Source organism: Methanothermobacter sp. EMTCatA1, from assembly GCF_002356395.1.
GTDB lineage: Archaea > Methanobacteriota > Methanobacteria > Methanobacteriales > Methanothermobacteraceae > Methanothermobacter > Methanothermobacter thermautotrophicus.
Genome location: NZ_AP018336.1, coordinates 117,505 through 132,037 on the forward strand (window position 1 = coordinate 117,505; position 14,533 = coordinate 132,037).

The 14,533-nt window shown below is 51.3% G+C and carries 13 protein-coding genes; 12 read left to right on the top strand and 1 reads right to left on the bottom strand.

Going from position 1 to position 14,533, the window contains the following annotated elements; genetic code table 11:
- Positions 1 to 16 precede the first annotated feature (16 nt).
- The 10 genes from tca_RS00775 to argB all read left to right on the top strand — a co-directional run bounded on the left by tca_RS00775 (position 17) and on the right by argB (position 11,683).
- On the top strand, positions 17 to 2,374 hold the full coding sequence (locus tca_RS00775; protein ID WP_286708959.1) for a PAS domain S-box protein: 2,358 nt from the start codon (positions 17 to 19) through the stop codon (positions 2,372 to 2,374).
- A gap of 128 nt (positions 2,375 to 2,502) precedes the next feature.
- Complete coding sequence (locus tca_RS00780; protein WP_286708960.1) at positions 2,503 to 3,699, top strand: MnmC family methyltransferase; 1,197 nt, start codon at positions 2,503 to 2,505, stop codon at positions 3,697 to 3,699.
- A 225-nt stretch (positions 3,700 to 3,924) separates the two neighbouring features.
- Positions 3,925 to 5,865 (top strand): tRNA guanosine(15) transglycosylase TgtA, encoded by a 1,941-nt coding sequence (gene tgtA / locus tca_RS00785; RefSeq protein ID WP_269899431.1) that lies wholly within the window; start codon positions 3,925 to 3,927, stop codon positions 5,863 to 5,865.
- The gene (locus tca_RS00790; RefSeq protein ID WP_010875816.1) at positions 5,866 to 6,219 is read left to right on the top strand and encodes a nascent polypeptide-associated complex protein; all 354 of its coding nucleotides are present in this window, start codon (positions 5,866 to 5,868) and stop codon (positions 6,217 to 6,219) included.
- Complete coding sequence (locus tca_RS00795) at positions 6,219 to 6,950, top strand: metallophosphoesterase (RefSeq protein WP_286708961.1); 732 nt, start codon at positions 6,219 to 6,221, stop codon at positions 6,948 to 6,950. Before tca_RS00790 ends, tca_RS00795 begins: the two co-directional genes overlap by 1 nt.
- 22 nt (positions 6,951 to 6,972) lie before the next feature.
- Positions 6,973 to 7,998, top strand: a complete 1,026-nt coding sequence (locus tag tca_RS00800; RefSeq protein WP_269899433.1) for a Zc3h12a-like ribonuclease — start codon at positions 6,973 to 6,975, stop codon at positions 7,996 to 7,998.
- Positions 7,998 to 9,203: a hypothetical protein gene (locus tag tca_RS00805; protein ID WP_269899840.1), complete on the top strand. Its 1,206-nt coding sequence runs from the start codon at positions 7,998 to 8,000 to the stop codon at positions 9,201 to 9,203. The genes tca_RS00800 and tca_RS00805 overlap by 1 nt, the downstream gene beginning before the upstream one ends.
- A gap of 49 nt (positions 9,204 to 9,252) precedes the next feature.
- The gene (locus tca_RS00810) at positions 9,253 to 9,540 is read left to right on the top strand and encodes a hypothetical protein (RefSeq protein WP_010875820.1); all 288 of its coding nucleotides are present in this window, start codon (positions 9,253 to 9,255) and stop codon (positions 9,538 to 9,540) included.
- A 43-nt stretch (positions 9,541 to 9,583) separates the two neighbouring features.
- A complete protein-coding gene (gene argJ / locus tca_RS00815; protein ID WP_269899434.1) occupies positions 9,584 to 10,783 on the top strand; it encodes a bifunctional ornithine acetyltransferase/N-acetylglutamate synthase in 1,200 nt (399 codons plus the stop codon).
- A gap of 18 nt (positions 10,784 to 10,801) precedes the next feature.
- Positions 10,802 to 11,683, top strand: a complete 882-nt coding sequence (gene argB, locus tca_RS00820; RefSeq protein ID WP_010875822.1) for an acetylglutamate kinase — start codon at positions 10,802 to 10,804, stop codon at positions 11,681 to 11,683.
- Positions 11,684 to 11,775: 92 nt separating this feature from the next.
- Here the strand turns inward: argB and aksF are convergent, their stop codons facing one another.
- A complete protein-coding gene (gene aksF, locus tca_RS00825) occupies positions 11,776 to 12,771 on the bottom strand; it encodes a homoisocitrate dehydrogenase (RefSeq protein WP_269899435.1) in 996 nt (331 codons plus the stop codon).
- Positions 12,772 to 12,917: 146 nt separating this feature from the next.
- On the opposite strand from aksF, the gene tca_RS00830 reads away from it, so the two are divergent.
- Both tca_RS00830 and tca_RS00835 read left to right on the top strand, forming a co-directional pair.
- The gene (locus tca_RS00830) at positions 12,918 to 13,844 is read left to right on the top strand and encodes a lipopolysaccharide assembly protein LapB (protein WP_286708962.1); all 927 of its coding nucleotides are present in this window, start codon (positions 12,918 to 12,920) and stop codon (positions 13,842 to 13,844) included.
- Positions 13,845 to 13,975: 131 nt separating this feature from the next.
- Complete coding sequence (locus tca_RS00835) at positions 13,976 to 14,533, top strand: HEAT repeat domain-containing protein (RefSeq protein WP_286708963.1); 558 nt, start codon at positions 13,976 to 13,978, stop codon at positions 14,531 to 14,533.

A 14,533-nucleotide genomic window follows, 5' to 3' on the forward strand; every position in this document is an offset into this window, starting at 1 on the left:
TGGTGGGGGTTTTCCCATGAATCCAATGGCCATCATATCCATCACAGCCTTCGTGGTGGCCCTTGTATCGGGTGTGTACATATTCGTCAAGAACCCTGAAAGCCGCTTTAACAGGGCACTCCTCATTTTCTCAGCACTGATAGCCTACCTCTCACTCACAGATTTCGGCCTTTACATTTCAGAGTCCTACATGATGGCCGACTTCTGGGTGAGGATGGGATTCGTCTGGCCCATTGTGGTCCCGGTCATACTGCACATGGTCCTGCTCTTCACTGGTAGAAGACCAACCATGCCACTCCTTGCAGTTATCTACGCACCTGCAGTGGTCATAGCGGCCCTTGAACTCACAACGGATCTTATAACCGCGGGGCCCACCATGACGTCATGGGGCTGGACCTTCAGTGCCGCGGAGAATTCGATTCCCTACCAGATCTCAAATATCTGGGGATTCATTATTGCATCAGTCGCCATCATACTTGTGGCCCTGCACTGGAGGTCATCCCCGGCTTCAGATCGGACGCAGGCCCACTACCTCCTCACAGGCCTCATCTTGCCTGTCCTGGCGGGCGTCCTGACGGATCTCATCCTCCCGGCAGCTGGCATGGCTGTACCTTCACTCACAGATCCCTCAGCCGCAGTCGGGGTTTCCATCATAGCCTATGGTGTTATGAGGTTCCGTTTACCAATCCTGAGCCCCTTAAACGCGGCCATGGATATTGTGAGGAACATGAACACCTTTCTTATAATCACAGATCTTGGGCTGAATATACACTACGTCAACCCGGCAACTGAGAGGCTAACAGGTCGTCGGGCAGTGGAATTCTCAGGCAGGAAGGTGACTGAGGTCCTTAAATTCGATGAACTCAGCACAGGTTCCATCATGGAGTCCAGGCTCAGAGGTAAGGATGAATGGATCCCGGTCATCGTATCGGCGGGTCATGTGCATGGATCAGGGGGTAAACATCTGGGCATGCTCTTCACGGGTTCAGATATGCGGCCCATCCTGGAGATGGAGGAAAAGCTGAGGAGGAGGGAGGATCGTCTGGTGCTCCTGACAGAACACATGGCTGATGGTCTTGGAGAATTTGACAGGGACTTCAACTTCAGATACCTCAGCCCATCGGTGAAGAAGATAACAGGCTACGATCATGAAATGCTCACTGGCATGTCAGCCCTTGACTTCCTGGACTACCTGCACCCCGATGACATGGGGGAGGTTAAGAAACTCATACTGACCCGGGGGGAAGGCCACAGGGCAACCTTCAGAATAAGGAGGCCCGATGGAAACTACAGGTGGGTGGAATACGTTGACAGACCAATCAGGACTGATGGTGATATAGAGGGCTACGTGTTCGGTTTGAGGGATATACATGAACATAAACTGGCAGAGGAGGCCCTGATCGTCAGCAAGGAGAAATTCAGGGAACTTTTCAGGAACATGAGGAGCGGCATAATTGCTGTTGAATCTGATGGAAAGGGATTCCGGGTTAAATCCATGAACCCGGCAGCCGAGAGGATGGAGGGCGTCTCCTGCGCCGCCATCCAGGGCATGGATCTTCAGGAAGCACTCCCTGAGATCTGGAACTCCCCCATCAGGAGGGCCCTCCAGGAGATCAGGAAGACCGGTGAGGCCATCCACTACCCGGAGGTGGAATGTGGGGAGGGATGGTTTGATGTGCACCTCCACCAGCTATCAACCGGGGAGGTGGTCATCATATGCACCGACATAACCCTCAGGAAGCAGTATGAGGATGAACTCAGATCATCGCTCAGGGAGAAGGAGGCCCTCCTCAGGGAGGTGCACCACAGGGTCAAGAACAACTTCCAGGTAATATCCAGTCTCATAAATCTTCAGCTCGGGGATGCTGAGGATCCAGCGCCCCTCAGGGACCTTCAAAGCAGGATCCAGTCCATGGCCCTGGTCCATGAACTGCTCTATGAGTCAGAGGATCTCACAAGCATTGACATGGGACGCTACATAGAGAGGCTCACCTCCTCCATAGTTAACAGCTACCATGACGGGGAAATAGAACTTGAGGTGGCGGTGGGTGACATAACACTTCCCCTTGAAACAGCCATCCCCCTGGGTCTCATCATCAATGAACTCGTCACCAACTCCTTCAAGCATGCCTTCACCTCCAAGGGAATGATAAGCGTAGAGCTGGAGGAACATGGCGGTGAATTCACACTCACCATCGCAGATAATGGTGCGGGTCTTCCCCCTGATTTTATAATTGAAGATTCGGATTCCCTGGGCCTCAGGCTGGTGGCGGGCCTTGTGGATCAGATTGACGGGACCCTCGAGGTTTCAGCGGAGGATGGGACCAGGTTCAGGTTAACCTTTGGTGTTGTTCCTTACCGTCAGAGGGTCTGATGATCTGTGATTTGAGGGTATTCCTGTTGGTCTTGGAGGGTCTGAAAATCATAACCTGATGAGCAGGCACCGACTCTGATTCAGGGGTAATGGCAAAATTTAAGTTGTAATTACTGTATCATTTAACCATGGCGCTCACACCAAGAGGGGACGTCCTCAGGACAGTCATGGATTACCTTGAGCGGGAATCCCGGGATGCTGTGGACAGAAGGAGGGACCTTTGGAGGTCAATCTCGGATAAATTCATAAGGACAGCTGATGGATCCTACACCCTGAAATCTGAGGCCGGAGAGGCGATGCACACCCGGGTGGGGGCCCTAACAGAGGCCATTGAGAAATTTGTAAAACCCACGGTTTCAGGGATCAAAGACGATTTAAGAGTCCTGGACCTCTGCTCAGGTCTGGGATACAATACGGCAGCCCTCCTGGAGTTCACAGACGCATCCAGTGTAACGGTTGATATGGTGGAGATCTCAGCAGGGACCATGGCCACTGCCCTCATTGTACCATCCCCGAATCCAGCCCATAAAATCGTTAAGGGGGCTTATGAGGACTTCCTGTTATCTGAGGGATTACTGTCCCTCAGGACCTCACCTCCAGCACCCTCAGGCATCGAGCTGAGGGTCCACTGTGAGGATGCAAGGGCAGTGGTACCCCTTCTTGAGAGGGAATACTATGACGCCATATTTCTGGACGCATTCAGTCCAGGGGTGTCCCCTGAACTCTACACCGTCGAATTCATCTCACTCCTCGCAGGGGTCCTGAAGAAGAGGGGCGTACTTGCGACCTACACCTCCGCAGCCCCCATGAGGGCAGCCCTCATCGAAGCAGGATTCCATGTGGGCCAGGGACCTGTCTTCGGGAGAAAATCAGGGGGAACACTGGCCTCCCTGGACCCCCGGATGATCAGAAAACCCCTCGACTGGAGGGATGAACGCATGATAGCCCTCAGTGATGCAGGGATACCCTACAGGGACCCTGAATTATCTGCAGATGCCCTGGAAATAATGGGGAGACGGAGGGTCGAGAGGATGTCTGCGCGGGGCGTTACAAGGATATCATCAGCGGTTAAAACCCCACTCTACCTTGGTTCAGAGCAGGTAGAGGGGAGAACCGGGAGGCGCGTCCGGAGAAACCTCAGCAGAATAGGTATAGATGACCCTTCAGGTCCGGAGGCGCTATACATAATCTGCCCCCAGATGGATGAATGCATATGTGGCTGTGGGGAGGATAGACCAGCCAGCTCAAGGGATAGGGTCATATCCATGAGGAGGAGGCTGATGGACCTGGTTAACCTGCGACACCTTGCTGATAAAGCAGGTTAGTATGTGATCCAGCCCCTGCCTCCAGTGTTTCTGAGGCATGGATTATGTGGGAGGATTTTTTAGGGTGCTGATTACATATTAATCAGTATCATCGTGGATATACACTGATCTGAGCATGTAGTATCTGGTGGTAGCCACTGCAGAGTACATGTTAATCAGTATCATTCTGCTTGATTCACTGATCAGCAGGGGAACACCCTGCTAATGACTTTATGGGAGGATTTCATGTTTGAAATAAAATCAAAGGACGGCCTCGGAAGGACAGGGATCCTTAAAACAGAGCATGGGACCGTAAGGACACCAGCGCTCATGCCTGTAATACATCCAGGTAAACAGACCATCGATGTTAAGGGCCCCGGAGCCGAGATTGTGATAACGAATGCATACATAATCTACAGAAACCCTGAACTGAGGGAGAGGGCTCTCAGTGATGGCGTTCACAGACTGATAGACTTCGACGGACCCATAATGACGGATTCAGGTTCATTCCAGCTATCAGAGTACGGGGACATTGAGGTCGAGAACCCTGAGATAATACGTTTCCAGGATGAGATAGGCACAGATATAGGCACATCACTGGACATACCAACACCACCGGGTGTCAGCCACAGGAGGGCCCTCGAGGAGGTTGAGGTCACCCTTGAGAGGGCCAGGGAGTCCATTGAGTACAGGGAGAGAATGATGCTCAATGCCGTTGTACAGGGTTCAACACACCCTGACCTGAGGAGGTACTGCGCATCACGCCTGGCCGAGTTACCGGTGGAGCTCCACCCCATCGGTGCTGTGGTGCCGCTCATGGAGTCCTACCGCTACAGGGAACTCGTCGACGCCGTACTTTCATCGGTATCTGAGCTCCCACCATCAAGGCCAAGGCACCTCATGGGGGCCGGCCACCCAATGCTATTCGCCCTGGCAGTTTCAATGGGGTGCGATCTCTTTGATTCAGCGGCCTACATACTCTACGCAGAGGATGACCGCCTCCTCAGCACTGAGGGAACATACAAACTCGAGAACCTCCAGGAGATGCCATGTTCCTGCAGTGTCTGCACGGATTACACACCATCAGAGCTCATGGGGATGGACAGGGAGGAGCGGAGGAACCTGATAGCGGAACACAACCTGCATGTGAGTTTCGCAGAGATAAGGAAGGTCCGCCAGGCAATCCACGACGGAAACCTCATGGAACTGGTCGAAGAGCGCTGCAGGGCACACCCCCGCCTCCTTGAGGGATACAGGCGCATGTCAGAGTACTTTGATCTCATTGAAAAATTTGAGCCCAGGTCCAAGAGGTCGGCCTTCTTCTACACAGGCCCAGAGTCACTGGGGCGAGTGGAGGTCCACAGACACCTTAAAAGGGTGAAGGAGCATCTCGGGGAAAGATTAGCCCTCGTGGCCCCATCAAGGAGGCCCTACTCATCCAGCCTCCCCGCCAGGATCGGGGGTTTCAGTTCACTGAGACCCCAGAGTGGGGGACCATGGAGGGTAGTGGTGGTGGACCTCCCCTTCGGTATAATCCCCCTGGAACTCGACCAGGTATACCCCCTGGCCCAGAGCGATGCCCCGGGTATAATGGACCTTGACGGGGAGGAGTTCCTTAGGGGCCTTGTCAGGGACCTCATGGCTGGAGATGCAATAGTGGACGAGGCCCTCTGCAGAGAACTTGGAATTGAACTCCCCTACAAGTACAGGGGTGAAGTTGAAACCACCGTTGATGATCTGGACCGTGTGAGGATGGTGGCAGACTACCAGTTCGGCAGGGGTGCTGGTGAACTCCTATTCACCGATGATGTGAGGATTGAGAGGAGCCGTAACACGGGTAAGATAAGGCACATATACGCAGGTGATGAGCTCATCTGCACCATGAGGGCATCAGATGGCCTCCTGGTCCTCGGGGCAGAGGGGGCGGTCAGGCTCCACCAGGGAACAGACTACCCTGCCTGCAGGGTGGCGGTAAATGAGGAGTCTGAACCCTTTGCAAGGAAGGGTAAAAGTGTTTTTGCAAAGTTTATAATAGACTGCGACAATAATATAAGGGCCAACGATGAAGTTTTAATTGTTAACGCTGATGATGAACTTCTGGCCACAGGCAAGGCACTCCTCTGTGCCGAGGAGATGATGGACCTCAACCATGGCCAGGCAGTTAAAACCAGGAAAGGAGGATTTTAATTGATACCGGGTATGGGAATGAACCCCAAGCAGCTGAAACAGATGCAGAGGGCCATGAAGCAGATGGGAATGGATATGAAGGATCTTCGTGGCGTTGAAGAGGTTGTTATCAAACTCAAGAGGAAGGAGATCATAATAAAAAACCCTAAGGTCAATGTAATGGAGTTCATGGGACAGAAGACATACCAGGTGACTGGTAAGGCCCGTGAGAGGTCACTTGAGGCTGAAATGGAGATACCCGAGGATGACATCGAACTGGTCATGAACCAGACCGGTGCAAGCAGGGAGGACGCCACAAGGGCCCTCCAGGAGACAGGGGGGGACCTTGCAGAGGCAATTATGAGGCTGAGCTGATGGTACTGATAGCCCATATCTCGGACCTCCATGTGGGCGCACCAAACTTCAAGGAGGACATACTCCTTGAGGCCATAAGACAGATCAACAAACTCAAACCCGATGCAACTGTCATAACTGGGGACCTCACAGATAACGGCTACTACCTTGAATTCCTTCAGGCAGCAGAGTACCTCAGCGACCTTAAGGGACCCCACATATTTGTACCAGGAAACCATGATGCCAGGCACGTGGGCAATGAGACCTTCGAGGATGTCTTCAGATACCGCAGGGGCACCTTTGTGATGGACGGTCTCACCATCATAGGACTGGACAGCAGTGAACCCGACCTCGATTACGGGAAGATAGGGAGGTCCCAGCAGGTCTGGATGGAGGAGGAACTTGACAGGGCATCCTCGAGGGGGCACATCAGGGTCATAGCTCTTCATCACCACATAATCCCCGTGCCCAAGACGGGACGTGAGAGGAACGTCCTTGCAGATGCAGGTGACATACTTCAGTCAATAATCAGTAAGGGCGCCGACCTGGTCATATCGGGCCACAAGCATGTCCCCCACGTCTGGAGGCTGGAGAACACCTTCTTTGTAACTGCCGGGACGGTCTCATCCCTCAAACTGAGGGGTAAAGATATTAACTCATATAATACATATTACATTGATGAGGATTCCATGAGAATAGTTCTCAATCAGGTGCAGGGAGAGAGCATTGAACTGGCAGCCTGCAGCCTGTAAAATATCAGCTAAAGGTGGTTACTTGAGGGTAATTATAGATGCATCGAACGTGGCCCATTCAAGGAAGAACGATGAGGAGAAGCCATGCATAGAGAACATACTGTCAGCGGCAGAGGAACTTGAGAAACTTGGCTACGAACCTGTTATAATCGCCGATGCATCCCTGCGACATGAGATAGATGATAAGGAGCAGTTCAGGAAGCTCCTGGAAGAGGGTAAATTCCAGCAGGTCCCCTCAGGTACCAGTGCCGACCACTTCATACTGAAGATGGCTGAGGAGGAGGATGCCAAGATACTCTCAAATGATGTTTTCAGGGACTACAAGGACGAATTCCAGGATATAAACAGCAGGAGAATACCCTACACCTTCAGGGAGGATAAGATTCTGATAGGGACCTCCGGGAAACCAAAGAAGGTCAAGAATATACTTCAGAAGATATGCAATGAGGCCCTCAGGGAATTTGAGAGGAAGAGGATCGACGCATATAAGGTTAAAAGGGGCAAGAAACTCAGCGGTATAGCCATAGCAAAGGAGGCAATAGACAGAATAAGCAGGAGCCAGGAGGAGGGTCTCGAACCCAGACTTGAGGGCATATTCATGAAGCTACCCCTCTTCGAAAGGTTCATGAGCATGGTTGAGGAGGTTGAGAGGACCAGCAACTACATAATATTCGTCCTTGTTCATCCAAAGGATTACCGTGATGCTGTGAAGTACGCCGGCAACATCGCAGTCACCGTCGGCGACAGGCTGAAACTGGAACACGCCCCCCTTGTGGCTGTCAGGAATGACCTCTTCCTCAAGCCAGGCACCTTTGAGCTCAACATAATGTACTCGGAGGATGTCATGGAGGAGGCCCCCTACAATGTTAACATAACAATAAATGATCATGATTACAGCTTCGTTAAGAAGAACTCAAGGAACATAGCGAGCACCCTCGCGGCAAGGATAGGTTCATGGAGATTCCCCATAGTTTCTGTTAAACCAAGCATGCTCCTTGAGAAGCCAGGGGACTTTGAGGTAGTCCTGGAGAAGGGAGGCAATGATTGATGGTCATGGATTATCTGCTGCGGAAGATACTGGGTTTCTTCCTGGGATACAGGGTCCTCAGCATAGGGACCAGGTACATGCCCACCAACAGTACAGAGCGCGAATACGTGGAAATGCTAAACTACACCAGAACAATGCTCATAGAGATTGAAAGGGCCCATATAAACACCAGCAACATATTCGATAACCTCACAAGGGAGCTGGGGACAGAGAACATACCAGGAAACAGAAAGTTCATTGAAATCAAACCCGCTGATGAGGAGGTCGACGAATACGCCCTCCTGAGTAACATAATAATGGGAAGTGACCGCTACCTCTACATTGAGATATTCAACGGCGGCCGGATAGTTGATGAATTCGTGGATATCATCGAGAATGAAAATGGAAAGATAATCGAGAAGAGCTCAAGTGAGGTGCTTGCCAGGTTCCTATCCAAGAATGACGCCATAAGGGTTGCTATAAAAATCATAGGTGCTGGAAGCAGGAGAGGGATAAATGTGAGGGCCGCGGCGGGCATGACAGGCGCTGCAGCCATCGAAAGGGCCATAAACCTCAACAGGGAGATAGGGGAGGTCCCGGGTGTCGGGTTCACAAAGCTTGGAGGGGAATTTGCCATAATATTCACAGGTGAATTTGAAACCCCCACAGGAGTGCCGTCCTACCGTGACAACTACCTCTTCACCGACATGATCGACTCCACAGCATTCATAGAGAGGTATGGCCGTGACAGCCTCGTTGAGATAATGAATGAAATAAAGGCCTACATGGAGAACGACTGCAAGGGGAAGATTGAGGGTTACCGTGAGGGTGGAGACGACCTCATAGCCAATTTCCCAACCAAGGACATGGCCCTCAGGGCAGGTATAGATTCTGCATGGCATGCAATGGATAACGGCGCAAATATAAGGGTCGGGATAGGCCGCACAAGGAGGGAGGCCGGTGAGAGGGCCCAGCTGGCAGATAAGATAATGCTCTGGAACCCCACATCCATCATGGTATTCGATGTTGCAGATGGCCTCTACGGGTACTTCATACCCTCACCCTTCACAAGGTCAGTCATAGATTTCTTCATGAACAGGAAGTCTGTGGCCTTCCTCGTGTTTATCTTTGTCTTCGTTGCAACCTTCCTCGGGTGGAACATGGGGCACTGGGAGTTTGGCCTCGTTGCAATCCTGCTTGCTGTTATCTATGGCGCCACGGCATGAAAAGAAATCTATTTAAGGATACTTCAAGATAATATTAAGGGGAATTGAAATGAGACCTGAAACCGAGGCTAAAATCATTGTTAGCTTCCTGATTTCCCTTATAGCCTTTGGGTGCGGTTCAGGCCTGGGCATTGCAATCGGTCTTTCAGGTGGGGACATCACATCTGTTGACATTAATAATACATCGTCCACTGATAATGTCCAGCTGACCCCCAGCAGCACCAACCACCTTCCCCTTAACGGTATAAAGGAGCAGGGAAGGGAGGTAGCTGAGAACGGCAATGGGGAAGTCAACGTTGTTAACAACCAGGGGTCCTCCAACAACACCACCTACTGATGGAAGACCCCCAGCGAACTTTTTTTACGGGAGAGTGTATACAATGGAACTGAGATTTATAAGGGGTGGTGTCTGCGCTGTTGACGGAGTCCTCGCTGCCGGCTGCCGTGAGGGCAAATATGGTGTTGGACTGATCATCAACAGGGGTTCAACCGCAGCAGCTGTCTTCACCTCAAACAGGGTTCGAGCAGAACCAGTTAAACTCACAGAGCGCGTAATTGCAGATGGAAGTATATCAGCCATCGTGGCAAACAGCGGGAACGCCAACTGCTTCACAGGCAGGGAAGGAATGGATGACGCCAGGAGGATGGCCAGAAAAGTGGCAGAGTCCCTCTCCATTGATGAGAGTGAGGTTGCAGTGGCTTCAACCGGTGTTATAGGAAGAAGGATGCCCATTGATAAAATAGAGTCCCTCATCCAGAGTGCTGCAGCTCAACTGGAAAACTCAGAGGCGGCATCGGGGGCTCTTGCAGAGGCGATAATGACCACCGACACCTTCCCCAAGGAGGTGGCAGTTGAGTTTGAACTTGAAACAGGCGAAAAGGCGCGTATAGGTGCTGTTGCCAAGGGCTCCGGGATGATAGCCCCCAACATGGCCACAATGCTCTCATTCATAACAACCGATGTTGATGCATCGTCCTCTGAACTGACGGAGGCCCTCAGGGGGGCAGTTGATGAGAGCTTTAACATGCTCATAGTGGATGGTGATGAGAGCACCAATGACATGGTCATAATATCCTCAACCAGGACCTCTGGAAGGATAGATTCAAACTTCAGGGAGGCCCTCGTTGCTGTGTGCAGGGAACTCGCCCGTATGATGGCCCGGGACGGGGAGGGGGCCACCAAGTCCTTCCAGGTGGATGTTGTAAATGCAGGGACACATGAGGATGCAAAGATGGCTGCAAGGGCCATAGCAGGTTCATCACTTGTTAAAACAGCCATATTTGGAGCCGACCCCAACTGGGGGCGTATAGTTGCAGCTGCAGGATACTCTGGAGCAGAGTTTGACCCTGAGGAGATAAGCGTCACCCTTGAGTCTGATTCAGAATCCGTGGTGATAGTTGACCATGGTGATGTCCTGGCATTTGAGGGTACAGAGGAACTTGAAACCGCGGAGAGGGTCATGGCCAGCAAGGAGATAAGGATAATCGTTGACCTGGCTGCTGGAGATGAATCAGCCACTGCCTATGGCTGCGACCTCACCTATGATTATGTAAGGATAAATGCAGAGTATACCACATGACTGGCTGAAGGTGTTTTTATGAAAACAGTTAACATCCTCGTTGAGGCACTGCCCTACATAAAGAAGTTTCACAGGAAGAAGATCATGATCAAGTATGGTGGCCATGCCATGATAGATGAGGCCGCCATGGACTCGACCGCCCGGGATACGGTCCTGCTCAAGTATGTGGGTATGGAACCCGTCGTGGTCCATGGAGGAGGACCCGAAATTTCCCGTGCAATGAACAAGATGGGTAAGGAGCCGAAGTTCATTGAGGGCCTCAGGGTGACTGATGAGGAGACCATGGAGATAGTGAAGATGGTCCTCGTTGGTAAGATAAACACCAGCATAGTCTCAAAGATATGCTACCATGGCGGGAGGGCCATAGGATTATCAGGTAAGGACAGCAACCTCCTCCTTGCAAGGAAGAGGGCGCCCCACGTTGTGAGGGACGATGAGACCGGTGAGAGGAGGGAGATAGACCTGGGCCTTGTGGGTGAAATAGAGTCCGTTGACCCTGGCATAATCAACATGCTAACAGATAACAATTACATACCCGTTATATCACCCATAGGGGTCGACAGGGATGCAAATACGCTCAACCTCAACGCAGATACCGTTGCTGGTGAGGTTGCAGCGGGTATAGGGGCTGAAAAACTCATAGTACTGACAGACGTCCCTGGGATACTCGAGGACCCTTCAGACCCCGATACCCTCATAAGGAGGATAAGTGTTGACGAGCTCAGTGACCTTGTAAAGAGCGGCATAGTGGAGGGTGGCATGCTCCCCAAGACCCTCACCTGCATACAGGCAATCAATGATGGGGTGTCCTCTGCCCACATAATCGATGGAAGGGTTGAGCACTCACTGCTCCTTGAAATCTTCACAAAGAAGGGAATAGGGACCATGATAACAGAGTGAATGCCTGTTATACTGTTTCAGTGAATGGTGTAGTTAGCAGAGTTAATTGTTTTATGTCGCGGGTGTGATAGAAGCTGGCTCTTGACCTGAAACTACTCCCCTTTGAGGATTTCCTCTTTTATGGCCTCTGCCATCTCCATGGTACTGGCAGTACCCCCAAGGTCCGGTGTCATGATGCCCCTCATGAGGGTTTTTTGGAGTGCTTTTTCTATTTTTTGGGCTTCTTGTTTTTTGTTGAGGTGTTTTAGCATTAGTGTGGTTGTTAGTATCATGGCTGTGGGGTTGGCTATGTTTTTTCCTGCGATTTGGGGTGCTGATCCGTGTACTGGTTCGAATAGTGCGTTTTTTTCTCCTATGTTTGCTGATGGTGCGAGTCCGAGTCCTCCGATGAGTCCTGCGGCTTCGTCTGATAGTATGTCTCCGAATAGGTTGGTTGTGACGATGGTCTGGAATTCCTGGGGCTGGGTTATGAGGTACATTGCTGTGGCGTCCACGTAGTAGTCGGTGGCCTCCATCTGGGGGTATTCTGATGCCACTTTATAGAATTCGTCTCTGAAGATTCCGTCGGTTTTTTTGAGTACGTTGGCCTTGTGGACTGCTGTTACCTTTTGCATGCCCTCTTTCTGGGCGTACTGGAAGGCGAATTGGCTGATTCTCCTGGAGGCGGTTCTTGTTATGATTCTTTTTGCAACGGCGCCCTCAGGGGTGTACTCCTCGTCACCGACATAGAGGTCCTCGGTGTTCTCCCGCACAATAACAAAATCAAGGTCCGGGTAGAGGCAGGGGACACCCGGGAGAGACTTAACAGGCCTCAAATTCGCAAAAAGATCCAGTTCACGCCTCAATGTGATTATGGCACTCTTCTGTCCGGGCACAGTCGTCACAGCACCGAAGAGTGTTGCATCGGTTTTCCTGACAAGCTTCAGGGTTTCCTCTGGTAGTGTGTCGCCGCAGCGCCTGAAGCACTCATTACCTGCCTCTGCGTGTGTGAATTCAAATTCAATTTCAAGGGCCTGGAGGACGTGAAGGGCTGCCTCCATCACCTCCACTCCGATCCCATCACCTGGTATGACCGTTATCCTGTACATTTAAATTCCTCTTGAAGTGTTCTCATGAAGCTGAATGATCTGCATGGGATAATATTTTAAGGCTGTAATGATAAAAATAGTTTGGAAGCTGGGGGGTTTTATGATGTTTTCATATTCCCTTTTATGTGTCATGGGGCTGGGATTTTATGATGTTTCATCTTAATCTTCTGAGCATATTTGACTCTCTGAGGAATGATCGCAGTGCCCTCAGGCACTACAAGAAGAAACTCCATGAGTACCAGGAGCACGAGGCAGAGGTCCTCATAGACATCGGAGTCATATACCTGGACCGGGGCGAACTTGAAAGGGCCGTCAGGAACTTTGAGGAGGCCCTTGAGACCTACAGAAAACTCAAATTTCCTGAGGGAGTTGCCTATGCCTCTGAACTTCTGGGTGATTCACTCATGGCTCTGAGGGAATTTGACAGGGCAATGGAACACTACTCAGAGGCTCTCTCCATATATTCTGATCTGAATCCGCCCCTTGCAGAGGAACTCAGGGAGAAGATATATGAGGCAGGCAAGATAAGGGAGGCACTGACCACCAGGGAACCACCTGAAGAGGAATCATGTGAGGAATCATGTGAGGAATCATGTGAGGAATCATGTGAGGAACCGTCAGAGAACCCTGGACTGGGCTCAGAGACAGTGGCCGTCTTCAGGTTTTCGGACAGACTGGTGGAGCTACTTGAAGGCTTTGAGGATTATGCGGTTTGCTGGGAGAATCGTGACATTGAAGTCCTGGAGGACAACCTCGAATCAGCGAGGGTCATACGTGATAGGCCCACAGAGGGCCTCCTCAACCTCCTCATCGGCAGGTATCATCTGGAGGAGGGTGAGATCTACGAGGCACTAAAGTTCATTAAGAGAGCCACAAGAATCTTCAGGGACGCCGGGGACTCCAGGGGTGCTGCCGTGTCCCTGGTGATAATGGGGGTTATTCTATTCATCATGGACGAGCGGGAAAACCTTTACACTGTATTCAAGGAGGCCCTTGAAATATTCAGGTCTCTTGAAATGGGGGAAGCTGAATCTGTGACCATGAAGATCATAAACACCCTCAGCAAGATGTAATTCATATAGATGTCCCTGATATCTGAGTGGTGCAGTCCTTTCTGAATAAAATGGCTATCTATGCCCATGTTTCCTCCAGATCCACGATAAACATATCTATCTTTCTGAACATAATATATAGAGGTGGTATTATGCAGAGAAGAGAAAACATTGAGAGGCTCATTGAGCAGTTAAGGGAAGGCGATGAACATATGAGGGTTCAGATCGTTGAGCTACTATCTGAAATAGGGGAACCCGCTGTTGAACAGCTCATTGAGGCCCTTGATGACAGTGACAAATCTGTTAGGAGGGGGGCCGCAGCAGCCCTGGGTAACATTGGAGATCCCAGAGCAGTTGAACCCCTCATAAGGGCGATGGCCGATGAGAACAAGTGGGTGAGGAGGGATGTTTCAACAGCCCTATCCCGGATGGGTGATGAGGCCTTTGAGCCCCTCCTTGAGAGTCTCTCAAATGATGACTGGAGGATAAGGGGCGCCGCTGCCTGGATCATAGGTAACTTCCAGGATGAAAGGGCTGTTGAACCCCTCATAAAGCTCCTTGAAGATGACAGTGGATTTGTGAGGAGTGGTGCCGCCCGCTCACTGGAGCAGATCGGCGGTGAAAGGGTCAGGGCCGCAATGGAGAAACTTGCAGAGACGGGTACCGGTTTTGCAAGGAAGGTGGCAGTTAACTACCTTGAAACCCACTAG

Coding starts and splice junctions, on each gene's coding strand:
- tca_RS00775 (WP_286708959.1), top strand. CDS start 17: ATGAATCCAATGGCCATCATATCCATCACAGCCTTCGTGGTGGCCCTT.
- argJ (WP_269899434.1), top strand. CDS start 9,584: ATGGAACTGAGATTTATAAGGGGTGGTGTCTGCGCTGTTGACGGAGTC.
- aksF (WP_269899435.1), bottom strand. CDS start 12,771: ATGTACAGGATAACGGTCATACCAGGTGATGGGATCGGAGTGGAGGTG.
- tca_RS00780 (WP_286708960.1), top strand. CDS start 2,503: ATGGCGCTCACACCAAGAGGGGACGTCCTCAGGACAGTCATGGATTAC.
- tgtA (WP_269899431.1), top strand. CDS start 3,925: ATGTTTGAAATAAAATCAAAGGACGGCCTCGGAAGGACAGGGATCCTT.
- argB (WP_010875822.1), top strand. CDS start 10,802: ATGAAAACAGTTAACATCCTCGTTGAGGCACTGCCCTACATAAAGAAG.
- tca_RS00810 (WP_010875820.1), top strand. CDS start 9,253: ATGAGACCTGAAACCGAGGCTAAAATCATTGTTAGCTTCCTGATTTCC.
- tca_RS00795 (WP_286708961.1), top strand. CDS start 6,219: ATGGTACTGATAGCCCATATCTCGGACCTCCATGTGGGCGCACCAAAC.
- tca_RS00830 (WP_286708962.1), top strand. CDS start 12,918: ATGATGTTTCATCTTAATCTTCTGAGCATATTTGACTCTCTGAGGAAT.
- tca_RS00805 (WP_269899840.1), top strand. CDS start 7,998: ATGGTCATGGATTATCTGCTGCGGAAGATACTGGGTTTCTTCCTGGGA.
- tca_RS00835 (WP_286708963.1), top strand. CDS start 13,976: ATGCAGAGAAGAGAAAACATTGAGAGGCTCATTGAGCAGTTAAGGGAA.